Source organism: Nostoc sp. (assembly GCF_036917935.1).
Lineage (GTDB): Bacteria > Cyanobacteriota > Cyanobacteriia > Cyanobacteriales > Nostocaceae > Nostoc.
This window is the reverse complement of record NZ_JBALEL010000060.1, coordinates 280,004-304,218: the sequence shown is the minus strand read 5'-3', so window position 1 is coordinate 304,218 and position 24,215 is coordinate 280,004. Positions and strand designations below refer to the sequence as shown.

Below are 24,215 nucleotides of genomic sequence, written 5' to 3'. Positions count from 1 at the left end.
CATGCGATCGCACCATACAGAATCATGCAACTATATTTGCATAAATGGTCAGTGCATTACCTAGTCATCTCCCTTAATCTCAGTATTAAAGAAACGGTTAATAAATCGAAAAATAACCAAAACCATGATTGATTAACCGTTGCTGATAAAAATCTTGTAATTTTTATTCACTCAGATTGAGGGGTTTATTATGTTTTCTAAACTATTCCGCAATACACTTTTAGCAACAGCTTTGGCATTACCAATAGTGCCATTAACCAGCCAAAATGCTCTTGCAGACGAGCGCGATTTTTTAGTTTACAATAACAATGAGTTAGAAATCACTCAATTGTATGTATCCTCAACAAAATCTAAATATTGGGGTAGCAATATTCTCAATTCAGATATTGTTAACGGTTCATCTGACACCGTTAACTTTGGCAATAATAGTAATCATTGTAGCTATGATGTCAAAGCCATTTATAGCGATGGTACTTATGATGTCATGCGTCAGACCGATCTTTGCAGTACCTATGGGATAACTTTTTATGGTCATGGAGGCGACCATCAATAATCTTAGAGATTTCCAAATCGTTTATTGATGATTTGCACTTTTATGCAATCATCAAGAAAACTATTATGGTATTTTAATTAAATAATAATATCCTGTCCCAGACTTCAGCCTGGGAAGACAATTTTCGAGAATCTACTAACATCATGTCTGCTTGATTAATTATTAATATAGACATGATATAGAGTTTCCCATTCAGATGCGGTACAACATTTATCACGGGGTGTAGGGGCACGGCAGTGCCGTGCCCCTACGGGTGTACCTCACACAAACGAGAAACGCTATATAACATCATACCTGCTTGATAAATTATTAAAAAAAAGTCGGATATCTGGGTATTTTATCCTCTTAGAGGATGTTTTAAAAGTATTTGGCTGTGATTTTAGGCACTTTGATCCCCCCTAACCCCCCTTAAAAAGGGGGGAACCGGAATCAAAGTCCCCCTTAAAAAGGGGGATTTAGGGGGATCTAAAATGTTTTGATACCGACAAGAGGACTTTTCAAACAACCTCTTAGATACCCGATGGTAACTTGCAAAAATTTAGACCTTATCTTTGACAAATTTTACATATCATATATAAACAATGGGTTCATACTTTCGGTTTCAAAAGCTTTGTTTCATATTACTTACCTGCATCAACATCACTCCACTTGCAGCATTTGCACAATCGACACCCCCATCTGGAGTAACAATTCCCCCCGATACACCGGGGAAAGTTGAAGAAACTCTACCCCAACCATCACCTACACCAACTCTTGCACCCACACCACCGACACCAACTGTCCCCATACTCCCATCACCTCCACAAGAAAATCTACGCGATACAACTTTTCCTAGTGGTGAAAAGTTCTTTGTCAAAGAAATTCAAGTCACAGGCTATTCTGTTTTAGAAGATGAAATCATCAAGTTAAAACAACCCTTAGAAAATAAAAAAATTACATTTGAGCAGTTATTGCAACTGCGATCGCAAATTACCCAACTCTATGTTAAAAATGGCTATATCACCAGTGGGGCATTTATTTCCAACAATCAAAATGTCGCTAGTGGTGTCGTGCAAATCCAAGTTGTGGAAGGCGAACTCGAAGGAATTTCCATTTTAGGGTTAAAAAGATTGCAACCTGGGTATGTGCGTTCTCGGATTGAACGGCTTGCAGGTAAGCCTTTAAATCAAAAAAGCCTCGAACAAGCGCTACAATTATTACAACTAGACCCGGTGATTCAACGAGTTAATGCCGAGTTAACCGCAGGTAGCACTCCCGGAAATAATATTTTACAGGTGACAATTACCGAAGCGCCAGCCTTTCACGCTGGAGTTATCTTTGCAAATAACCAATCAACTAGCGTAGGCTCAGAACAAGGGATTGTTTTTGTTGCTCATGATAATTTATTAGGGTTTGGAGATAAATTTAGTGCCGAATATGGCAGGACTGAAGGCTTAGACATTTACAATATCAATTATTCTATTCCCTTTAACGCCCTAGATGGAACTATTGGTGTCCGCTACAGCAACAGCGGTAGCCGCATTATTGAAAGCGAATTTCGTGACTTAGATATCCGCAGCGAAGCCGAAACCCTTTCTTTTAACGTCCGTCAACCGCTAATCCACACCCCAAACAGCGAATTTGCTCTCGGTTTAGCATTCGATTTACGGCGCAGTCAAACCTACATCCTCAATGATATCCCCTTCTCCTTTACCGAAGGGCCCGAAGATGGGAAATCACGAGTTACGGTAATCCGCTTTTCGCAAGATTGGTTACAACGTAATGCTAACAGTGTTTTAGCGGCGCGATCGCAATTTAGTTTTGGGATTGATGCCTTTGATGCAACCGTCAACGATAGTGGTACTGATGGGTGTTTTTTCTCTTGGGTGGGACAATTTCAATGGGTGCAACGGCTATCTCCCCGCATCTTGATGCTGGCCAAAGTTAACACTCAACTCACCGGTGATTCCTTACTTTCGTTGGAAAAAATTAGCATTGGGGGAGTTGACACAGTGCGCGGTTATGGTCAAAATCAACTTGTTGCTGACAATGGGGTAGTTGGAGGTGTGGAAGTTCGGATTCCCCTGGCCTCGAATGTGGAAACATTACAGTTAATACCATTTTTTGACATCGGTACAGCTTGGAATAATCGTGGTATTAATGGCGACCCCCAAACTCTTGCCAGCTTAGGGTTGGGCTTGCACTGGCAACCTTTTAACGGTTTGCTATTGCGTGCAGACTACGGTGTACCATTGATGGGAACAAGCGATCGCGGTAGTTCACTACAAGATAATGGCTTTAATTTTTCAGTGCGCTATCAGCCGTTTTGAAAAGCAGATTTCTAGATTAAGATGCTATTGAATCTGTTGGCGCAAAAGTAGTCTTTTTACAGTCTTTCAAAGCTCAAACCTTCATAAGCCCTTAATCAAGTATTAAACCTTAGCTTAATTCTTACCCCTATTCCGAATGGCACTAAGAAAAGATATAGCCCTTGCCCTGACTGGTTGACTGGTTCCCAGCCTGGAGGCTCTTAACCGATTCTGGGAGGCTCCGCCTCCAGTAGCTTGACGGGAGGCAGAGCCTATGAGAATACATTCCCAGCCTAGAGGCTGGGAACGAGGCGACACATGCCTTTAGGCTTTTCTTAGTACCATTACCCCTATTCCCATGATTGAAATTCATCAATGGCGCTACGAATTAAGGAAGTTATTTGAGCGCGACGGGTTTCAAAGTTGGCGGCGATGTAAATCAGTAAGATGCCAACTAGCAAGCCAATAACCCATTTTAAAAAAGAGTACTGCAAACTGAAAATTACCGATTGATAGATTGTAGTGATTAAAAAAGTGGCTGTACCAATGTAGAGAAAAGCCCGCACTCTCAAAGCTAATCCGGCAAAAATGGCGATGAGGCTGAAAATTCCCGGTATCCAAGCTGCATTTTGATCAAATAAAATTGCCCACCCACAAATTAAACCACTACCTAGTACTCTCAGAATATGACGAGATATTTTATACTCTGGTAACTTCAGTTGCATATCTACTTGAGCAATATAAAGCAGTGATAATCCAATGGGTGTGACATACCACAAAGCATCAGTCAGACGTAACGAATCAAACCAACGGTAAAGCGCCCAATCAATCAACACCACACTAATATAGGTAAAACGGATGTTTTCACCCACCTTTGCGAGGAAGATGTAGAATCCAGCTGCGAGTAGTAAGGTTATGGGGTAAGTTTGCAGTCTGGTTTCCCATAAAATTATCAGAGGTATGATGTAAGCGGCTTGCTGCCAAGGTCTTTTAGACCAACCCCAACTTTCCCAAGGTAGAATGTACAGAAAATAGGCTACCATACAGGCGATCGCACCATTCCAAGGAACTAATGGCCCAGCCCAAAATTTTCCTACTGCTGTCTCCCGCCAATAAATCCTCATGCCGGCTACCTCAAATAAGCCCAGGTAAACCCACATCTCGGCTATTGTAATTCCTCCGAAGATGCTGGGGGAAGTGCGCGAATTTCGTCCTTGAAAGATGGCATAGCGAATCAAAAATGCCCCAGTTGCCAATCCCACCAAACGGTTAACTCCAATGGCAGTAGTAATGGCAGCCATTAATAAGCTGCTACTCCAAACCCAGTGAATATGGGCAATTCCTTGGATTTCTTGGGGAGTTAGGCGTAAGTAGCTCACAAACCAAGGCGACAGAATGCGGTAAGCATACATGATACTGGCGCCAAGGGCAGACATGGCAATCAATCCATCACCTAATGCTCCTCCTGACGCTTGTGACATTTGATAGAACAAAAGTTCGTAAGCAGAAATTGATACACCAATGATTCCTAAGTACAGCAGAGGTTTGAAGTTTTTGCGCCGTCGCCCCACGCCAATAACAATTAAAGCTACACCCAAGGAATACAAACCTGTCCACTCGGTGAAGGTGTTCAAACGCAGCAACACACTAAATGCACCATAAATTAATGGCAAAATGTGAAGGCTGCTAGGAAGCCTTTCTAATTGATGTCTTCGTCGCCACCACTCGCCGACAAGTTGAGCAATTAAACCCAAGGCGATGTTTGCGATCGCTATTTTAACAGTTGAGCCTTCCCCCAACCCTAGCACCTGGGTAATCAACAATTCCAAACACCAACCAATACCATAAAATGCCCAATTTGTTGGTTCTCGCCAACTGCGATAAACAATAGCTACCAAGATGATTGCAGTGGCAATTAAGAACAAAAATCCTGAAGTAGTAAACCCTCGATAAATCAGCACCGAGTGCAGCGTCAAACCCAACAATGCAAAACCATACAAGGCGATCGCCCATTTATCACTGGCGGCTGCATAGATAACTCCTAATCCGTTACCGCGTCGGTTCAAAACTGTCCGCGCTAACCATAGACTTAGAGTTGCGATCGCTCCGGCGACAAACCAACCGGCTAGCGCTAGGCCAGGGAAACCAGGCACACCCGTCCACAGCAGCACCCCAATGAAACTTAAAGCAAATCCTTCTGTAATTACCGCAGATGCTTGGTTTCGCAAATAGCGCGTATTTGCGAACATCAATCCGGCACCTACAGCCAAACCGATTAATCTGATTCCTGGTAACTGTAAAGTCAGTAGCTGGGCAATTACCACAGCCAATACACTCAAGTAACGGCTAGTAATCCGACGCTCTATAATTGTGGCATTGGCAACACCTGTGAGAGCTAAAGGTGTAACTAGCCATAAGGCTCCCCAATCGGCTTGACTATCAGCTATGCCATACCAAGATGATTCTGCATTCATCCACAATCGGAAAAAACTAGCTGCGGCTAGTCCTAAGCCGATGTCCCATGCACTACGTCGCCAAAGTCCCTCACTGAGACTAAATCGCCATTCTGCAACCATCAGAGCCAATAAAATACTTGCCCAGCCTTGTTGACTCAGGCTTGGTAAGAGCCAACTAATGGTAGAGCAAAATGTCAGTACCCCCATGATGTGAGTTAGGTATACCAGGGGAAGCGATGAGGGGGAGCGGCGTTGAGTGACGAATGTAAGAATGATTGTGGAAAATAGCAGATTTAGCGATCGCAATGTGGGATTTACGAGAGCGATCGTTATTAAAAGAGTTCCAAATAACAGGGTGAGCAGTTCGCCAAACTTAGCTAATTCTCGCTTTTGGCTACGATACAAGCTATCTGTGAGCGCCACCATCAAAATTATGTAGGGAAATAAAGCTATGGCCACTAAAGCCCAAGGTTCATTTTGAGAATTGGTGAGTTGAGTACCAGTTGCGATCGCCCATTTCTGGAAGTTATCAGGTACTAATCGCCAACCTAACCAAATCGTCTCTAAGCCGATGACAAAAACCGCTGCGAAGTCTAACTTTAAACTGTACCGAAGCAAGCGACTCCCTACAAACCACAAACCCAAACCACTTACAGCTATTGCTTGCCAAGGATAATTTATTACCGATACCAGCCAACCCAGGAAGAGTAAAATACTACCGAGTTTTTCCCACAGTAAGAGGGATGAGAAGGATGGGGGAGATGTAACTTTAGCTTCCCCCAGGGATGGGGAGAATATTACTGTTACTTCTTCTGCTCCACTTCCCTGCTGTGCTAACCAAGTCACCAACCAGCCACAAATGCCAATAGCTAACCCCAACAGTGTGACATCTACCTTGGTAACAAAAATCGCCCGCACCAATAATATTATTAAAGCATAAATAATTACAGCAGCAGGTAAACTAATACTTAACCCACGGCGTAGGGGTAGCCCGTCGTAGACATCGCCCCGATCTTCCGTGCTGACAGTATGAGGCTGTTGGTAAAGATTGTGATAAACGGTAATAATCGTTGTGCCGATCATTGCCACATAAACGGCAATTAAGGGAAATCCTCTTAATTGCCAACCCCAATGCAGATAACTCAGCCCCAAAATATTTGCTAGAGGTAAAATACCCAGATGTAAATTGGCAAAAATAGTCCGATTTTTGGAGAGTAAAACAGTTATAGCAGTAAGGGTAGGACAGGCGATCGCCACTACAATCCAATCCAGAGGATTTTGCCACAATTGAAAGCTATCAATTGCCCAAAAATTCACTGGCACTAACAAAAGGGTGACAATCAGCAATGTCTGAGCCGTCAATGTGAGGTTATTTTGCCTAGTCGCCCAAAAGCTTAATCCCCAGAAACTCAAAGTATAAGCAAATAAAACCCCGTACTGTCCAGAAGCGGGAAACCTCGCCCACTGACTAGCAGCCAGTACCCCAGAGGATACCACTACCAGGAAAACCCCTAGAAAAAGCAGCCAACGAACACTTAGTTCTGCCCCCAAAGACTGCAACATTGTGCTGATAAAGTTGGGTTTAGCTGGTGTTTGTTGCGCTTGTCTACGGCTACTCGATTGTAAATCTCCTATGGGCAACTCCTGCATGGTATCGGAAGTTGCAAATACTACCTTTGTTTTCGCTTCAGCCTGGGGTTCTAACACCACCCCACACACCAGGAACTCTTGGCATAACTGCCTAACTTGTATATCAGATATCAGACCTAAGCGCAGCCATATATCCAGTCCTTCTAATAACTGAGGATGGGAAGATGGCAGTCTGATTTCAATTTTTAGCGGGCGCTCAAGGGGCGATGACATAAGCCGCAGCAGTACAAGTATATACTTAAATTATTTGTTTAATTAAAGTATATTTTTGCTCTAACTGTGCCACTTATAAGCCTAATTGATATTAATTTTTAACCTAAGTTAAGTCGGCGAAAGAAATTCAATATATATATAAATAAATATCTATAAATTAGCTGTACGGTGTGTTATGCCGTAGGCTAACGCATCTTGGATTGTTGCCGGTGTAACGCCAGTTGCTACAACGGATAGCGCAGCGTTAGCGAGTCTGGGGGAAGGGGAGACGCCAAAGGCGAACGAGCGTCGGGAACCTCTGCAACGCACTCGCTCCCCTACATTAAAATTCCTTAACATAGCTGGAAATATTAGCACCGACTTACTTACAAGCGATATTCAAATGCCAACTGTCTGCTTTTAGTTTCCACCTCGCAGTCTCCCAACCGCTAGATGTGCCCGTATCCTTGGTTTAATTAGGTTTTGTTATTTTCCAGAGAAAGTCGCTTACCTGCTGTAACTTTGAGTTATAAACTTTTTCAATTCCAGCTTTTAAGGAATCAGACGGCTCGAACAAGAACAAAAATATGTCACTAAAGCCATTAGTAATCTCTGGTAACTGATTTTTTCCGACAATTTGAAATTGCACTTTGGGATCGATTAAGTTACTAAGTACTTGTAATGGGGGAATGATGTTATCCTCATCACTAATTAAAAGCGGTTTATTACCTTGATTAATAATGTTAGCAATTTGAGGATATTCTTGGTATTTTTCAGGGACTTGGTTCCACCAAATATCCGCTTGATAGTGAACCATACAAGATACAACTTCGCCCATAATTACCATAAACGCTACAAGTGACCAAAGCTTTTTTTGCCAAGCTTTAGTAGAAATAGACGTGAACTTAGTGGAAAATAGGTAAGCAACAGCTAACTCTATACCTAAAACTGAAGGAAGTGTATATCGACTAGTAGCGTATCGCTTTTGAAAGACGAAATCCGTTATCAGTAGTGGAAGCCCTACAGATCCAATCAAGGTTAAGACAAATAACCAAACTTCTTTAGAGGTTCTTCGACACATAACATAAATTGAGTAGCTGATTAAACCTAAAATAATTAAAATAAAAGGAATTAAGATAATCTTAAGTTTTCCGGGATCGCTAGGACTAATACCTAAATCAAGAAACGCCCGACTAAATATACCAGCCCATCTTGCAGCTGACATAAATAATGTTTGTTTAGTATTTGTCCAAGCTACTGCTTCTAGCTGAGGATTGGTAATAATAATCCAAATCCAAGGTACAAAAGTTATAAACCCTGCAAGCAATGATAGCAGCCAATAAATCGATGTTTTACTCAATCGGAAGCGTTCGATTGCAACGACATAAATTCCTTGTGCAAAAGCAACCAAGGTAAAAAATAGATGAGTATAAAATCCTAGTGGTAATGTTGCTGCATAAATGCCCCAACTAACCTTTGTTTTCAGGCGCATGGCTCGCAGCAGTGCTACGCTCGATATTAAGATGGCTACTATCCCTAAACTGTACGATCGCGTTTCTTGTGCATACACGATATGAATCGGTGAAACGGCTACCAACCCGATGGCTATCCACCCTACTAGTGAAGACTCAAATAATTCTTGACATAGTAAATAAAGACAAGGAAAGGTGAGCAGACTAATCAATGCCGAAAAAGTTCTGATCGCTGCTATAGAATTGCCAAAGCACTCTACCCAAAACCGGGTCATCAAGATGTATAGTGGCAAAATCTGCGAGTCTTCTAGAATAATTCCTTTAATTGTATCAATTGCATTTTTTTCAGGGTTAGGATGCTGGTATTTATGTAAATCTTCTATGCTAATCAAACGACCATCACTTAATTGCTTCCTCATTTCTAACTGCGTATAGCCAGATATGCGTAATGATGAAAAAACTTCATCACCCCAATAAATTTTTTTGTCAATATTGACGAAGCGAAAAAATACGCCTATTACTAATAAGATGATAATTAAAAAGCGTAACCAAGATTTAGAAATAGTCGATTTCTGTGATAATTGCTTTTTAATCGATAATTGCTTGTTCATGTAATTTTCAATCTCCTTAAAGCCTTAATAAAGGTTGGTAAAAAGGCAACTCCTAATTTGTTATTAGCCTGTCGCTAATCACAAAAGCAAACTATTATCTCTGAATATCAGAATAGACTAAAATTAGGATTTATCTAATTTACAAATTAAACACAAGGTATTATTTGCTTCTTCAGCAGTATCAAATTGTTTATAAATATTTTAATTAAAAGTTTTTTATGTCCACAGAATGAATGTTAATAATTTTGTAGCTTTTGGCAAAACTATCCTATAGCAAATACAATTGTTTCTCTGTAATCCTACAGCATAAATTAATCAAGACATGAAATACTTGTGTTAAAAGTAAAAAGATTTCATAAAGTTTAGATGAAAGTACTATAAATACGCCTGTCAGTAGCAAACAACATAGAGACGCTATTGTGGAATCGTCGTAAGTTCCAAAAAAAGGCACTCGCAGCGAAGATTTAGTGCTTGTTCTGTAGCCATTTAATCACGTAGCTTGCTTCTCGCCAGAGGTGAATATTACGAGCCGTGTTCTGATCGCAGCCAGAGCGATTGTAAAAGCTTTAGTTGAACCAAAACCAAGCACTAGCGACTGGAATGCTCTTGTGTGCTTACAGTACCTCTACAGGGAAACAAACTATGCGTAGCGTCTGGTAGAGAAGCTCGTCAAGAGATCGCTTGACGTGGCAAGTCTAAATTAGTGCTTATCGGTCTATTTTAACTTGCCCTTGCCCAGACTAAATCGACTATTGTTGCGGCAGTCTAAAATACGAAAATAGATACTACGATAAGTCTATCGATTTATAGTATGATAATTTTCAGATGCGATCGCTTCCTTTGGTATTTACCCATTAAGTGCAAGCAACATATCTAACGAGTGCGAACACCGCCCTATTGATCAAACTATGGAGAATTCAGATGAGCAACAAACACATTGAGGTCAAACAAGTAGCTGGTTTCATCGGTGCCGAAATCAGCGGCGTAGACCTGTCGCGTCCTTTGCACGATGATGCAGTCAAAGAAATTCGTCAAGCACTATTGAAGTGGAAAGTTGTGTTCTTTCGCGGTCAAAACATCGATCATGCGGCACAGATTGCGTTCACGGCTCGTTTCGGCGAAGTAACTTACGCACATCCCCACGAAGATGAGCCGATTGAAGGCTTCTCAGAAATCCTGCCCATTGACCGCAGCCGTTACGAGCGGCGCAATGGTTTGCGGCGTTCCAGCTACGAAAGCCGTTGGCACACCGATGTGACAGCAGTTGTCAACCCGCCTGCTGCATCGATTTTGCGTGCGGTTAACGTCCCTAACTTCGGTGGTGACACACAGTGGACAAATTTAGTTGCAGCTTACGAAGGTCTGTCAGCACCCCTACGAGCGCTAGCAGACACATTAAAAGCCGAACATCGCTTCAATGCGCGTTTGAATCTGCCCAGCAACAGCAAGATTGCCCAGCGCATTGCAGCCAATCCCCTGGTTTCAATCCACCCAGTAGTAAGGGTTCATCCTGAGACTGGTGAACGCGCATTGTACGTGAACCCTGGCTTCACCTCGCACATTATTGACGTATCACGACAAGAAAGCGACCTGCTGCTTGAGTTGTTCTTCAACCAGATCACCAAGCCCGCCTACACCACCCGCTTCCGCTGGAACAACGGTGACATCGCGTTTTGGGACAACCGTGCCACATCACATTTGGCCCCTCAGGATCTAGATCATGTAGAAGTCGAGCGCGTCCTCTATCGCACCACCATCACAGGCGATGTTCCAGTTGGGCCAGATGGTTTCCTTTCGCAAGTGGTTGAAGGTGAGGCGTTCAGTAGCGAATTACCAACCATCTTGAAGAACCAAGCCGAGAAACTGGAAGCAGTACCAGTACTTTCATAAGCTACAGAGTGGTAAACCGGACTGCGAAATCTGTTCGTAGCCCGGTTTATCTACTTAAGTATCTAGCGGAAATATAAATTTATTTGCGTAGTAAGTAGGTAGACATAATTAAATATAAAATAAACTCCTAGTTTGTAGTGAGCGATTTATCCCTCAGAGCAAGGATTATCAGGACTAAAGTCCTTACTACAAACTTTAAATTTATTTATGCCTAGATACTTATTAAGAAATTTATTTGTACAGCAATTATGAATAGACATCTGGTGAAATTAAATATGCGTTATCCAGAACCCTTGTAGAGACTTAGCACTGCTAAGTCTCTACATTCTTTTTCACCAGATGTCTGATCGTTTCTCTTGAGTGAATAGCGATGTCTACGACGGGCTACGCCAAAGTAATTGTTCAGAGACATCACCACAGCCTATTCCCTGGCAATAACTATATCGTTGGACTTAATAACAGCATAAGCCTCTTTCCCTTCAGACAAATCCAACTCCTCTACCGATACTCTGGTGATAATCGAAGTTAACTCAACTTTGTGAACAATCTCCAGCGTCACCTCACTATTAACGGCTCCAGTGACAACTCGCTTAACAACACCCTTGAGAATATTGCGAGAGCTAACTTTGAGTGGTTTCTTTTGAATACTAATTTCTATCTCAGGCATTTGAGCGTAGATATCTTCCTCTTCTGTGTTTATGGTTGGTAGCAAGTTTGATGGTGAAGAGTGTTGATTAAGACCACGTACCAGTTCCCGAAGAATCTCGGTCTTGGTTCGCTGAGACTGCCCACAAAACTCTTCCAAAATCTTTCGCTCCTCTTCTGAGGTTTGGAATGTAACCCACCCTTGTTCTTTTCTAGGCATATTTTTACCGATATGGTTGGTTAAAAGTTGGTATATTTGCTACTATTTTACCTAGCATCAATTTTATGGAAGAAACCTTTCAAACGCCTTTTCTATGAAAAGAAGACAAATTTTTGGCTTCCTGGGTATAGCGATCGCTGGCTTGCTGCTAGCAATTGGTTTACCGTTGGTTACTCCTTCTCCTGTAATAGCACAGTCGAACACCAGCATACTCGTGTCCGCAGCCGCCAGCTTAAAAGAGGCGCTGGAAGAAATTAAGCCTTTGTACCAACAAAGTAAATCGAATATCAATATTAGTTATAATTTTGGGGCTTCTGGTGCATTGCAGCAACAGATTGAGCAAGGTGCCCCAGCAGATATCTTTATTTCTGCTGGCAAAAAGCAAATGGATGCCTTGGAAGAAAAAGGACTGTTGCTACCAGATAGCCGTATTAACCTGGCAAATAACCGTCTAGTCTTGATTGTGGCTCAGGATGTTGTTGGCATCACTAGCTTCTACGATTTAAGAGATAGTAAGATTAAAAAAATTGCGATCGGTGAACCCAGAAGTGTACCGGCCGGTCAATATGGAGAGCAAGTATTAAAAAAGTTGAAAATTTATGAGCAGGTCAAGTCAAAATTGGTTTTTGCTAACAATGTGCGTCAAGTTTTGGCAGCAGTAGAAAGTGGTAACGCCGAAGCAGGTTTAGTTTATGCCACTGATGCCAAAATTTCCAACAAAGTAAAAGTCGTAGTCGCTGCTGATGATAAGTTTCACTCACCGATTGTCTATCCGGTAGCAATAATTAAAAGCAGTAAAAATACTTCTGCTGCCAAAGAGTTTGTCGAGTTTCTATCTGGCAGTCAAGTCAAAGCTGTACTCAAAAAAGATGGGTTTATTGTCCGTTAGTCAAAAGTCAAAAACCCTTTTTTTCTGAGTAAAAAATGTGAATTCTAGGGTGTGTTAGCGATGTCTACGACGGGCTACGCCTACGCGTAACACACCGAAAGCATTCTCAATGGTGCGTTACATTCCTAACGCACCCTACGAAAGTTACACTTTATTAAAAAATCCACCTTGATTAGGCTAATCGTCTAAGAAGCTGTGGACTGTAATTTTTCTAGTCGTGCCAGCACTTCTGAACTGTGAATAGTTGGGTTAACTTTCACAAAAGTATCGCGCAAGACACCTTGAGGATCGATGATAAAACTGTGGCGCATAGATAAAAAGCCAAGCCACGAACCGTAAGCTTTACTCACTGAACCATCAGTGTCAGCCAACAACGGGAATTTTAGTCCCTCTGAATCGCAAAATTTGGCGTGAGAATCAATGTCATCAGCACTAACGCCAATAATTTGGGTATTTTTTTCGAGGTATTGGGGTAAGTCTTGCTGAAAACGACGAGCCTCTATAGTACAACCAGAGGTGAAGTCTTTAGGATAAAAGTACAGGACTAGCCATTTACCGCGCAAGTCAGAGAGGGAAATTTTGCCATCACCTGTGTTGGTTGGCAAAGTAAACTCTGGTGCGGGTTGATTAATTGCAGGAAGTTTACCACCAAGAGCATTAGCAGCAGGGGTAAAATTCAGCCAGCTGATCACAGAAATACAGCTGGCAAATAATATGCTTAAAAAAGTGCGGCGGGAAATCATGGTGCAAACCAGAATCACAACTTTACACAAGTTTACAATTCTTGGTTGCGAGAAATCTCATTCTAAGTGAGATTCGGCAGGGGTATCTGTGCTTTCGATGTATTGACTATCTAGGAGAAAAGCCCCCCTAGCAAAGCGAATACCCCAATATCCACCGGGTCTGCGGTCAATGACTATACCTTCTTCGCCAATGTGAATTACATTGGGAGGGCGCAGCATCGGCATAGGTTCAGCAGTTTTGACGTAGGCTGGTAGTGCCACAACACGGACTTTACTACCAATTGCGAATTCTTTCGACATCTTAATCAAGCTAGGAGTTTTGATTAACTCATAACTCAAAACTATCTTGAAAGTCTACTAAATTGGGCATTGGGCATGGGGCAATACTGCGTAGGTTTTGAATATTCGTAGGTTGGGTTGAGCTTGAGCGTTACCCAACAAACCCAGCCTACACATTTAGGACTTAGGCACTGTACAAATGCCTCGTGATGTGAATTAACGATGCTCCCGGTTGTTTCAGGCTTTTCTTAATTATCCTGCGATCGTCAATAGACCAGAATGTCGGGGCACAGCAATGCTGTGCCCTTACAAAAGATGTGGTTTTTAAACTTATGCATATTTAGTATTTCTTGTCAATGCGTAAGTCCTAACATTTTTATTTTTTAGCCAAAACCTACGCAGTATTGGAGTATGGGGATAAATAGGGAAAGGGAAAGGGGATGAAGTTTTTCCCCTTTCCGCATCTTCTGCAAGAAGTCTGTTAATTTTTGACTATGGAAAACAATACCTGGACATCAGTCAAGGGTAAGTGCCAGAGTAATTCTGGTTGCCAAGTATCTGGGTCAAAGTGAGAGTGACAACCGCGTTGGTATGCTTGCCAAAGTCTATCCCAGGTAAATTGTTGTCGAGAATTTAAGTTTTTATGGATAACTCGCAACAGTCCTAGCCCTAGCATCAAGTTAGTTATGCTAAATTTTGTTCCTAATAAAAATGCCTGTACTTCTGCTTCACCAATGAAGTCTGTGCCATAGCCTGTGAAGACGTGAACCCCATCATGGAGTTGTTTACGGCGGCTACCTGTAGTAAAGGGTTTTAAATTGTGTTCATTGAGGAAGTCTGCCCAAGTTCTGCCAAAAGTGCCAGTCGGGAGGAAACGCAATTTCTCTATTTGCACAATTTGAGGAACATCTCGCCCCTGTGCTTCAGCGATGCGATCGAGTACATCTAAAACCTGTTGCAGACGAGGAGCGGGATTTGGGGAAGCGGCAAAGGGTTGCATCATAATCTATTTTGGGATTGAGATGGGCGACACTGCCCACCCCAGAATTATTAACTATTTTTTGAAAGATGATTATTGAGGATTACCTTGTTGACGGCGAGAAGGAGCATTTTGACGGAATTGCTCTAATTTTTGGCGCTGTTCCGGGGTGAACACTGCTTGAATCTGTTGTTTTTCAGACTCGCGGATTTGTCGCATTTGGGTTTTCTGTGATTCACTCAGATTTAAATCAGCAAAATCACCTTTTTTGCGACCATGATGCTCACCTGGTTGCCGTTGACCTTGACCTGTTTGCCCCTGAGCCTTACGCGCTTGCCACTCAGCCCGATGTGCTTGTTTCGCTGCCTCTAACTTGGCCTTTTGTTCTGGGGTCAAAACTGCTTCAAATTTGGTGCGGCTATCGCGGCGAATTGTCTGAATTTGGGTTTTTTGGGCATCCGTTAGACCCAATTCTTTCCAAGGGCCTCTTTCTTTTTGTGGAGTTTGTGCAAGTAACACGGGTGAAGGAGAGGCTGTTTGGGCGTGAACAGCAAAGGAGGTTGCAGTTAAAGTTAAGGCAATTGCTCCAGCGACTAGCGATAATGCTTTGAGTTTCATTGTGTGGTGGGTTTTTCCTGGTTGGATGCCACCATCATAAGAACTTATCTTTAGTAGTTACATGAGGAGAAAGTCATGGTTATACCCATGACTAAAGTCATGATTGAATTTTGACAAATATGATTGACAATAAATAGTTAAGAGGGGAGTTGGAATTTAGTAGTTAAGAGTTAGGAGTTATGAATAATTAAGATTTTGATTATGATTAATCTATAAATCATTGTTTAGCTTACTGCTAACGTTTTTGTAGCATTGAGTTACTCTTATTTCTTCAGTCGGCAAACAGTTTAAGCGGCGGATTCTACCGCTTAAATTTTCGGTAATCATAACTCATAGCTCCTAATTCCTAACTAATATCTCATAACTTATAACTGGAGCAAAGCGACGATGAGTCGTCCAATTAAAATTAAGAAACATCCTTTTCCGTCTCTGCTTTATCTGGAGTGGACATTACTGGCGATCACCGCATTGACAGCTGTTATACCACCTCCGTTACGGCGTTTTCGTCCCAAGCCTCCAGAACTATCAATTTGTGGTGTATTTCCAGATTTGTCAGTTTGTAGTATATTGCCAGAACTATCAATTTATAGTCTGATTATTTTTGCGCTAATGGGCTTAAGATTACCCAGAGATAGCCAAAAAAGTAAGGTTATATACACAGTAATTGAAATTTTATTGATTTTAATAATTGGACTTTTTGGGGAGAGATTTGCTCGTCTTTTCCCCTTTCTATATATAATTTTAGTGACTCGCAGTTGTCTGATTTTTCAGTTAAATGGGCGTTTGTTCGTGACAATATTGTCATTTGCTCTATTTTTAGTTACTACACAACTAAAATACCAGTTATTCAATTTTCAAGCATCACCACAAGCACAAGAACGATATCGATTTCTGATTTTAAATTCGTCGCTGGTATTTGGCCTAAGCTTAGTTTTTGTATTGTTGATGATGAATGCAGTATTATCTGAACGGCATAGTCGAGAAAAGCTAGCGATCGCTAATGAAAAACTCCGTCAATATGCGATGCGAATTGAAAATCAAGCTACCTTGGAAGAACGTAACCGTATTGCTCGTGAAATTCATGATTCATTAGGACATTCTCTGACTGCTTTAAATCTCCAATTAGAAACTGCTTTAAAACTGTGGCAATCTAACCCAGGAAAGGCTGAAACATTTCTCGCCACAGCTAAGGAATTAGGTTCAAAAGCACTAAAAGATGTCCGCCAGTCTGTTTCTACTATGCGTTCTAATCCCTTACAAGAACAATCTTTAGAACGTGCGATCGCTAGTCTTTCAGAAAATTTTCATAGCTCAAATGGTATTTTAGCAATTTATCAAATAAATCTGGAATATTCTCTGCCACCTGAAATAAATACTGCTATTTACCGGATTACTCAAGAATCTTTGACTAATATATCTAAATATGCTTATGCAACAGAGGTTAAATTGGAACTCACTACAACCAAAGGCAATTTACGATTGATAATTCAGGATAATGGTAGAGGTTTTGATTTAGGGCAAAATACTACTGGTTTTGGACTTCATAGTATGCGCGATCGCACTTTAGCACTTGGAGGGAATTTTAATATTAATAGCGCTCTTGGTTCTGGTTGCAAAATTACAGTTAATATTCCATTAACAAGGTTGACATAATGATTAAAGTATTGCTGGTAGATGACCAAAGTTTAATTCGTCAAGGATTAAGAGCGTTATTAGAACTAGAACCAGATTTAGAAATAGTGGGAGAAGCCGAAAACGGTGAACAGGCGATTAATTTGGTTGCAGAACTTCAGCCAGATGTAATATTGCTAGATATCAGAATGCCGATTATGGATGGAGTTGCAGCCACGCGGGAGATTCAAAAACGTTTTGCCAAAACTAAGATTTTAGTACTAACGACTTTTGATGATGATGAATATGTGTCAGCAGCTTTAAAAAATGGAGCAATGGGTTATTTATTGAAAGATACCCCATCAGAAGAATTAGCTGTTGCCATTCGTGCGGTTCATAAAGGATATACTCAATTAGGCCCAGGTATAGTTAAAAAACTGTTGACTCAGTTTTCTCATGTTGCATCAATCCAATCACCGCCTGTACCATCTAGTTTAACTGAACTTACTCCTAGAGAAAAAGAGGTTTTGCAGTTAATTGCTACAGGTGCTAGTAACCGAGAAATTGCTCAGGAACTCTACATTTCTGAGGGGACGGTGAAAAATCATGTTACTAATATTTTAAACAGGTTGAATTTGCGCGATCGCACTCAAGCTGCAATTTGGGCAAATACATATTTATCCTATTTGAATGAGCCAAGTTAAATATAGCGGTTCTCGCTTGAGTGAGATACAAGAACCCCACCCCCAACCCCCTAAGAGCAAGCGATGAGGGGGCTATGATGTACCTCATCTGGTTAGGAAACGCTATAATTCGTAATTCGTAATTCGTAATTCGTAATTTTAACCTCTATAGCAATCCTATTTGATTTGTGAAAATTGCAACCCGCAGATCCCCGACTTATTTAATAAGTCGGGGATCTTCTTTCTCGCTAATGAATGATTCAGGATTGCTAGAGATTAGCTATAGGGAAGCCTGTGTGTTGTGGAGGTTCCCTACTTTGTAGCATCTGGCGTTGTATGATTGCTGAAAATGCGGCACTATTTTGGGTTTGGGGTTTTCGATGCGTTATGGAAGCCGTAATACACCCTATATCTGAAAATTTTAACTTTTTATAGCTTATTTAAATAACTCCAAACATTCATGTTTTAAAACGTCTTTTGTAACTTTGATATTCCTAAATGACTTAGCGATCACTTCTTCGCAAGATATATTAATTTGTGATTGGTTTACAGTAATTAAATCTTGAATTGAAGCCCCATATACAATTTCTGATAAACCACTCCAAACACAAGCCGTTGCACACATCGGACAAGGTTCACCAGTTGTATATATGCTATAACCTTCTAAAGAGGGGTTTTTCAGTTTAGCTGTTAAACTACGAATAACGTTGATTTCCGCATGGGCTGATGGATCGTTGTCTCTCCTCACAGTATTATGAGCTAGGGCAACGACTTCGTTATCTTTAACAATCACTGCACCGTAAGGCGCATCACCTTTTTTTGCTTCTGCCAATGCTAAACGCATAAAATATTCTGGGTTCATATAAGCTGGAGTTAATATAAGGATAATGGTTAATAATATCGTATCTCTAATGCTATAACTGGGAATTAAGATTAATTAATGGTCGAATATGTTACTGAGCAGACAAGAAACAGAATTTTACTTAGAAGACCTAGAAACACCAATAGGTAAAGCGATTAATTTAACACTTGCCTCTTTGGTGCTAATATCATCAGGAATTTTTGTGGTAGAAACATATAATATTCCTGATTATATGCGGTTTCAGTTAAATGTAGCTGATACTGCGATCGTCATTATCTTTGCGGTAGAATATTCGCTTCGCCTGTGGAGTGCGGAAAATAAAATTAAGTATATTTTTAGCTTTTATTCGATTATTGACTTAATGGCGATTTTGCCATTTTTTCTAGGAATGGTGGATATTAGCTTTATCCGCCTATTACGATGGTTTCGGATTTTACGATTAATTAGATTTATAGATAGAAAGTTTTTATTCGCCAGTATCAGCACTGAAGACGGAATGATTTTCGCGCGAATATTATTTACATTATTTGCGATTGTTTTTATTTACTCTGGCTTAATTTATCAAGTCGAGCATCCGGTTAATCCTGAAAATTATGGGACATTTTTGGATGCATTCTATTTCTCTGTTGTCACAATGACAACTGTAGGATTTGGCGATGTTATTCCAATTTCGGAATTAGGACGCTTGTTAACAGTATTGATGATTTTTACAGGAATTGCACTGATTCCTTGGCAAGTGGGAGATTTAATTAAGCGAGTGGTGAAAACTGCTAATCAGTTAGAAATAGTTTGTTTAGGTTGTGGTTTGGCTTTCCATGATGTAAATGCTGGGTTTTGTCAGAGGTGTGGGACTAAGTTACCTAGTCGCAGGATTGATTAGACATCTGGTGAAATTAAATAGTCCGTAATGGTTAAAGTTTTCGCTTAAAAAATTCAAGACTTTAATTATAATACGACTCAAACAAACCTGGCGATCGCAGCTGAATTTCCACACCTTTTTTTAGGGTGACGTGTACTAAGGCGATAACACACCCGACACCTATACCATCTTCTAATTTAGAAAATAGCTTATAAGACTTTTTACCTCACTTTGGTCAGCGAGGCTTCAATAAAAGTAATTTTAGAAAAGAATCGGACAGAACCTGAACTTAGGTTTTGCTCGGCTCAACCTAGCGTATATCAGATTTTGAAAGTAATCTCAGGCAATATTAGGCGCTCATGGCTTGTTGTTCAGATTCAACTAACTGATTGTTAGGTACATCAAATCTAATAGTACTAGCTGCCCAGTCTTTGAAATCTGGTGCTAGCCAAACTAGCTTACGCAGAATTTCATCATTTACCCACAACACCAAGGGAAACTGAAACTGTTTCCGAAACTCATCTCGCATGATATTGGTACTAATAATCAGTTGGTTAATTGCCACTACAGATTCTAAGCCCCGTACCATCAAAGCTTCGGGTTGAGTCGTACCAATTTCATTTGTAATAGCTGTGTATAGTTTGTCAGCCGTAGGTGAGAGCAAAATTTCGTGGATATCTGCTGATGAAAATTCTGTTAACAAATTCAGCACTTGCTGCTGCCTTTGAACACAGTTACAACACGCCAATAACAGTGAAAACTCTCCACCAGAAACCATCATCGCCCTTGCCAGCCTCTTAGTGGCCGCTGTGCTGCTAATTGTGCCGTTTTCTGAATTAGTTAAGCTGATCATTAATAAACCCTGCTTTTGATTTTCAAAATAGTTGAGCTATATTCAGTGATTCTACCCTATGAATTTTTATTCCAAAGTGTTAATTGGGTAAATTTGGTGAGGTTTTCTCTGTAATACTAAGTATTACATAACGAACAAACAGATGGTATATTATCTGATATTTACAATTTAGGGATAATCTCAAGGTAATATCAACACAATGTCAGTCAAAGGGGACAGGCGAAGAATTAGCAATTGAATTATCACTGTATTTTCATATATTTTCGCATCTGCAAGCAATTAAGTAATTATTTCTTAATCTTCAGTTAAAAAAATACTCAGTAAAAGTCTAACAGTAAAGATTAGGAAGTGGGGAAAACTTATAGTAGTTTTAAAATGCACCCCTACTTAAACATCGGGTTTTTCCATGTCACCCTCTTTTGTGGTTGCGCTATAGCTTCGCCTCACGCTAACACCAGTTGCCTACGACAGTAAACCCCTCTACAGCAATAGTTCACCGCATCACCGTGTCTTCTCAACAAGCCATTTTGGGACGGATATTGAGTGTGGAGTAGTAAAATAGTGTCAGATCAAGATGCAAAAATCTTGTTGCATTAAAGCTAACTCATCCGTTTGATAGAACTGTAGATTGAAGATGTCGCTCCGTTAGCGAGAGGACAGGGAATATTTAGCTTTCTAAGATCAGTTTAGAACATCTGACTATAACAACAAGTTTGGAATTTGCTCCATTGTTTAAGGTTGATAGGCAATAAAAAACGCCTGTAAATAAATATTTATTTAATTTTTTGGAAACCAATGAGGAATATGACATCATGCTATTTAAAGATCGGAGGTTTGCGGGTCAAGTTTTGGCTAAGGAGTTAGCCGCTTATGCTAACGACCCAGATGTTCTGGTATTAGGGCTACCAAGGGGTGGTGTACCCGTTGCCTTTGAAGTTGCCAAAGCCTTAAATGCTCCCTTAGATGTTTTAGTGGTACGGAAATTGGGTGTGCCCGATCAAGAAGAACTAGCTATGGGAGCGATCGCTTCTGGTGGTGTGCGGATAGTCAATAAAAATATTATCAGCCAGGTAAAGATATCCGATGAAGTAATTTCCAGGGTGGCGGTGCAAGAAGAACGGGAGTTAGAGCGGCGGGAACAGCTTTATCGCCCAAATCGCCCCTTAAGAGATTTACAAGGACGCACAGTCATCTTGGTAGATGATGGTTTAGCCACGGGTGCAACGATGTGGGCTGCTCTTGTCACTGTGCAAAAACAGCAACCGGCTCAGATTGTGATTGCTGTGCCTGTGGCCGCACCTGAAACTTGCCAAGAGTTAGAAACTGAAGTAGACGAAATCGTTTGCATCTCGACACCCAGTCCTTTCCACAGCGTTGGTCTTTGGTACGAAAGCTTTCCTCAAACTACGGATGAAGAAGTCCGCAACTTACTCGCAAAAGCGGCAAAGAACGGTGAAGCCATACCTCTTGGTATGTAGATAAAGATTAAGTTTATGAGATGGTCTCAACTCACCAATTGAAGTTTTAACGGGACAGAACTCAAACGGTGTGATGATACTGGTTCGGATTCGTGAGATTGCCGGGATAAAAACGTCAATGAGTATACAAACTAGTTGATATGGTTTAATGATGCTGAGTTCATCTAAAACAGCACTCATGTTTGATGAAGCACACTCAATAACCCGCAGGAATAAAAAATATGTCTCTTATTCAAAACAAAGTGGTCATCATCACCGGAGCCAGCAGTGGGTTAGGTGAGGCGACTGCGAAGCGACTTGCTGCTAGTGGAGCCAAACTGATGCTGGCCGCCCGCCGCGAAGATCGGCTCAAAGAATTGGTTGCAGCGATCGCTAAATCGGGAGGAACTGCAACCTACCGAGTCACAGATGTGGTAGATCGCGCACAGATGGAAGCCTTAGCCAAGGAAACTTTGAGTACATACAGCCGGATCGACGTGCTAATCAATAATGCTGGGTTGATGCCGCTTTCTCCCCTCGACCAAGTAAAGGTAGAGGAGTGGGATCGGATGATCGATGTCAATATCAAGGGCGTTCTCTATGGGATTGCTGCCGTGTTGCCGATTATGCGTCAGCAAAAGTCTGGTCACGTCATTAACCTATCATCAGTGGCCGGACATAAGGTATTTCCGGGATCGGCCGTCTACTGTGCCACCAAATACGCAGTGCGAGCGATCTCTGAAGGGCTACGGCTAGAGTCAAACGGTGAAATCCGTTCGACTAATATCTCACCAGGAGCCGTTGACACCGAACTGACTACCACGATTAGCGATAAAGACACAGCAGCAGGAATTAATCAACTTTATGCGATCGCCATTGATGCAGATGCCATTGCTCGGGCGATCGCATACGCCATTGAGCAACCCGATGATGTTGATGTGAATGAAATCATCATCCGTCCGACACGTCAAGAACTTTAGATTTAGGCTTAGGGGCTTGTATTCTGCTCAGATAGGCAGACGATATCTTGAACACACGAGCAGAGAATTTCGCTTAAAAAACTCTGCGTACCTCTGCGCTTTCCTTAGCGTCCCTCTGCGTTTAAAACGTAACGATTTTAGGCAAAGCTGTACTCAATTGTCAGTGTCAGATTAATAAGTCCAGTTTTGCTTAGTCTGCAAGCTATAGGTTCCATCTTTCACATTTACCCGCTCAGGAATCAGATTTAAATCTCTAAATATATTTGCCTGATGCTGTAGAGCAGTAAGCGATTGGTCGTCAATCGGGATGATGGCGCGTTCGGCACTACGTTGCTGTAAAGTTCCGACGATAGATGGATCGATTTCATGGTGTTCTGCCATTCGTTGAACCGCTTCTAATTCCTGTCTCTTAGCCCAAGTTCCCGCTTCGTTTACCTCTTCTAAAATCACCTTGAGCAGGTCAGGATAGTCGCGTACTAGCTCTGGAATCGCATAGTAATAGGTCGGAACTTCCACGGAGGCTTTGTCACCAAATATGCTCTCTAGGTCTGCAATCGATCGCCCTGGGTAAGCGCTTCGGGCAAGAGTTGCCGTGTAGGGAACCCAAATCACCCAAGCATCGATTTCACCCCGGCGGAATTGGGGCAGCGCCTCCGGTTGCGTCAAATAAACTGGCTGAATGTCACTAAAATCTAGGCCGACTTTTGCCAGCGATCGCACAAGCACATAATGAGCGCTTGAGCCTTTGTCAAAAGCGATCTTTTTACCCTTTAGGTCAGCCAGCGTCTGAATCGGCGAATCTTCCGGTACTAGAATCGCCTGACCTTTGGGAGCGGTATATTTTTCCTTAGCCACCCGCACAAATACATGATCTGCCGCTTGAGAGAAGATGCTGGCCGTGCCACCGCCACCGCAGAAATCAATCGTCCCATTGCTGAGTGCTTCTATCAGAGAAGAGGCTGATAAAAAGCTTGTCCAGATGACACTCAGCCCATAAGGTCGCAAACGGTTTTCAAGTAAGCCTTGAGCACGGAGAACTTCCAGATTTGTCATCCCCTCTGGATATCCTATTTTGAGTTGTTTGAGCCGCCGCGCTTGCTCTGCTAAGGGCGTGTTGCTAGATCGATCGGGACGGTTAGAAAACCAGCGATCCAAAACTACACAGAAAATTATGCCCCCCATAAACAGTCCCACCGTTTCCAGTAACTGGATTGTGGAGCTTTTGGGTAGTTTGAACTGATTCATTAAAGAGGATATCTGATTGCCAGATTCCGAAGCGGCAACAGCATGACCGTCAAAAACTAGAGGCAAGACCAAAATCGAGATAAGTCCGAGGCAAAATTGAACTGCAAACCTGTAGGTAGCCGATCTACGAGTGGCTGATCTGAGCGACCGTAAGATGTTTTGACCTGTGCATCTAGGCAC

Annotated in this window: 20 protein-coding genes; 9 read left to right on the top strand and 11 right to left on the bottom strand. The window is 41.6% G+C overall.

The window, feature by feature from the left end:
- Window positions 1-190 precede the first annotated feature (190 nt).
- Together V7K62_RS26345 and V7K62_RS26340 are read left to right on the top strand one after the other, a co-directional pair.
- The gene (locus tag V7K62_RS26345; RefSeq protein ID WP_334869323.1) at window positions 191-553 is read left to right on the top strand and encodes a hypothetical protein; all 363 of its coding nucleotides are present in this window, start codon (window positions 191-193) and stop codon (window positions 551-553) included.
- A gap of 581 nt (window positions 554-1,134) precedes the next feature.
- Entirely contained in the window at window positions 1,135-2,862 is a 1,728-nt protein-coding gene (locus V7K62_RS26340; protein WP_334869321.1) for a ShlB/FhaC/HecB family hemolysin secretion/activation protein, read from the top strand.
- 329 nt (window positions 2,863-3,191) lie between these two features.
- On the opposite strand, the gene V7K62_RS26335 is transcribed toward V7K62_RS26340, so the two are convergent.
- Together V7K62_RS26335 and V7K62_RS26330 are read right to left on the bottom strand one after the other, a co-directional pair.
- Window positions 3,192-7,160: a DUF2157 domain-containing protein gene (locus V7K62_RS26335; RefSeq protein ID WP_334869319.1), complete on the bottom strand. Its 3,969-nt coding sequence runs from the start codon at window positions 7,158-7,160 to the stop codon at window positions 3,192-3,194.
- Between the two features lie 451 nt (window positions 7,161-7,611).
- On the bottom strand, window positions 7,612-9,222 hold the full coding sequence (locus tag V7K62_RS26330) for a glycosyltransferase family 39 protein (protein WP_334869316.1): 1,611 nt from the start codon (window positions 9,220-9,222) through the stop codon (window positions 7,612-7,614).
- Between the two features lie 921 nt (window positions 9,223-10,143).
- Here V7K62_RS26330 and V7K62_RS26325 point away from each other — a divergent pair.
- Window positions 10,144-11,112, top strand: coding sequence for a TauD/TfdA dioxygenase family protein (locus V7K62_RS26325; RefSeq protein ID WP_334869314.1), 969 nt, complete (start codon window positions 10,144-10,146; stop codon window positions 11,110-11,112).
- 280 nt (window positions 11,113-11,392) lie between these two features.
- Here V7K62_RS26325 and V7K62_RS26320 read toward each other — a convergent pair whose 3' ends face one another.
- Entirely contained in the window at window positions 11,393-11,524 is a 132-nt protein-coding gene (locus tag V7K62_RS26320) for a hypothetical protein (protein WP_334869312.1), read from the bottom strand.
- A gap of 9 nt (window positions 11,525-11,533) precedes the next feature.
- Window positions 11,534-11,977 carry a TOBE domain-containing protein gene (locus V7K62_RS26315; protein ID WP_334869310.1) on the bottom strand — a complete coding sequence of 148 codons (444 nt, stop codon included), beginning with the start codon at window positions 11,975-11,977 and terminating at the stop codon, window positions 11,534-11,536.
- Between the two features lie 94 nt (window positions 11,978-12,071).
- On the opposite strand from V7K62_RS26315, the gene modA reads away from it, so the two are divergent.
- Window positions 12,072-12,866, top strand: a complete 795-nt coding sequence (modA, locus tag V7K62_RS26310) for a molybdate ABC transporter substrate-binding protein (protein ID WP_334869308.1) — start codon at window positions 12,072-12,074, stop codon at window positions 12,864-12,866.
- Between the two features lie 185 nt (window positions 12,867-13,051).
- On the opposite strand, the gene V7K62_RS26305 is transcribed toward modA, so the two are convergent.
- The 4 genes from V7K62_RS26305 to V7K62_RS26290 form a co-directional block, all read right to left on the bottom strand.
- Complete coding sequence (locus V7K62_RS26305) at window positions 13,052-13,609, bottom strand: peroxiredoxin (RefSeq protein WP_334869306.1); 558 nt, start codon at window positions 13,607-13,609, stop codon at window positions 13,052-13,054.
- Window positions 13,610-13,666: 57 nt separating this feature from the next.
- Window positions 13,667-13,909, bottom strand: coding sequence for a regulatory protein SipA (gene sipA, locus V7K62_RS26300; RefSeq protein WP_292737954.1), 243 nt, complete (start codon window positions 13,907-13,909; stop codon window positions 13,667-13,669).
- A 460-nt stretch (window positions 13,910-14,369) separates the two neighbouring features.
- Window positions 14,370-14,891: a Coq4 family protein gene (locus V7K62_RS26295; protein WP_334869303.1), complete on the bottom strand. Its 522-nt coding sequence runs from the start codon at window positions 14,889-14,891 to the stop codon at window positions 14,370-14,372.
- Between the two features lie 69 nt (window positions 14,892-14,960).
- Complete coding sequence (locus tag V7K62_RS26290; protein ID WP_334869301.1) at window positions 14,961-15,485, bottom strand: Spy/CpxP family protein refolding chaperone; 525 nt, start codon at window positions 15,483-15,485, stop codon at window positions 14,961-14,963.
- 387 nt (window positions 15,486-15,872) lie between these two features.
- Here V7K62_RS26290 and V7K62_RS26285 point away from each other — a divergent pair, with 387 nt between their 5' ends.
- Window positions 15,873-17,138 carry a sensor histidine kinase gene (locus V7K62_RS26285; RefSeq protein ID WP_334869299.1) on the top strand — a complete coding sequence of 422 codons (1,266 nt, stop codon included), beginning with the start codon at window positions 15,873-15,875 and terminating at the stop codon, window positions 17,136-17,138.
- Window positions 17,138-17,800, top strand: a complete 663-nt coding sequence (locus V7K62_RS26280; RefSeq protein ID WP_334869297.1) for a response regulator transcription factor — start codon at window positions 17,138-17,140, stop codon at window positions 17,798-17,800. The genes V7K62_RS26285 and V7K62_RS26280 overlap by 1 nt, the downstream gene beginning before the upstream one ends.
- Window positions 17,801-18,215: 415 nt before the next feature.
- On the opposite strand, the gene V7K62_RS26275 is transcribed toward V7K62_RS26280, so the two are convergent.
- Window positions 18,216-18,641: a nucleoside deaminase gene (locus V7K62_RS26275; RefSeq protein ID WP_334869295.1), complete on the bottom strand. Its 426-nt coding sequence runs from the start codon at window positions 18,639-18,641 to the stop codon at window positions 18,216-18,218.
- An 88-nt stretch (window positions 18,642-18,729) separates the two neighbouring features.
- On the opposite strand from V7K62_RS26275, the gene V7K62_RS26270 reads away from it, so the two are divergent.
- Window positions 18,730-19,521, top strand: coding sequence for an ion transporter (locus V7K62_RS26270; protein ID WP_334869293.1), 792 nt, complete (start codon window positions 18,730-18,732; stop codon window positions 19,519-19,521).
- Between the two features lie 328 nt (window positions 19,522-19,849).
- On the opposite strand, the gene V7K62_RS26265 is transcribed toward V7K62_RS26270, so the two are convergent.
- Window positions 19,850-20,353: a hypothetical protein gene (locus V7K62_RS26265; RefSeq protein WP_334869291.1), complete on the bottom strand. Its 504-nt coding sequence runs from the start codon at window positions 20,351-20,353 to the stop codon at window positions 19,850-19,852.
- A gap of 812 nt (window positions 20,354-21,165) precedes the next feature.
- Here V7K62_RS26265 and V7K62_RS26260 point away from each other — a divergent pair.
- Window positions 21,166-21,831, top strand: a complete 666-nt coding sequence (locus tag V7K62_RS26260) for a phosphoribosyltransferase (protein WP_334869289.1) — start codon at window positions 21,166-21,168, stop codon at window positions 21,829-21,831.
- Between the two features lie 221 nt (window positions 21,832-22,052).
- A complete protein-coding gene (locus V7K62_RS26255; RefSeq protein ID WP_334869287.1) occupies window positions 22,053-22,790 on the top strand; it encodes an SDR family oxidoreductase in 738 nt (245 codons plus the stop codon).
- Window positions 22,791-22,961: 171 nt separating this feature from the next.
- Here the strand turns inward: V7K62_RS26255 and V7K62_RS26250 are convergent, their stop codons facing one another.
- On the bottom strand, window positions 22,962-24,101 hold the full coding sequence (locus V7K62_RS26250; RefSeq protein ID WP_334869285.1) for an aliphatic sulfonate ABC transporter substrate-binding protein: 1,140 nt from the start codon (window positions 24,099-24,101) through the stop codon (window positions 22,962-22,964).
- Window positions 24,102-24,215: the final 114 nt, after the last annotated feature.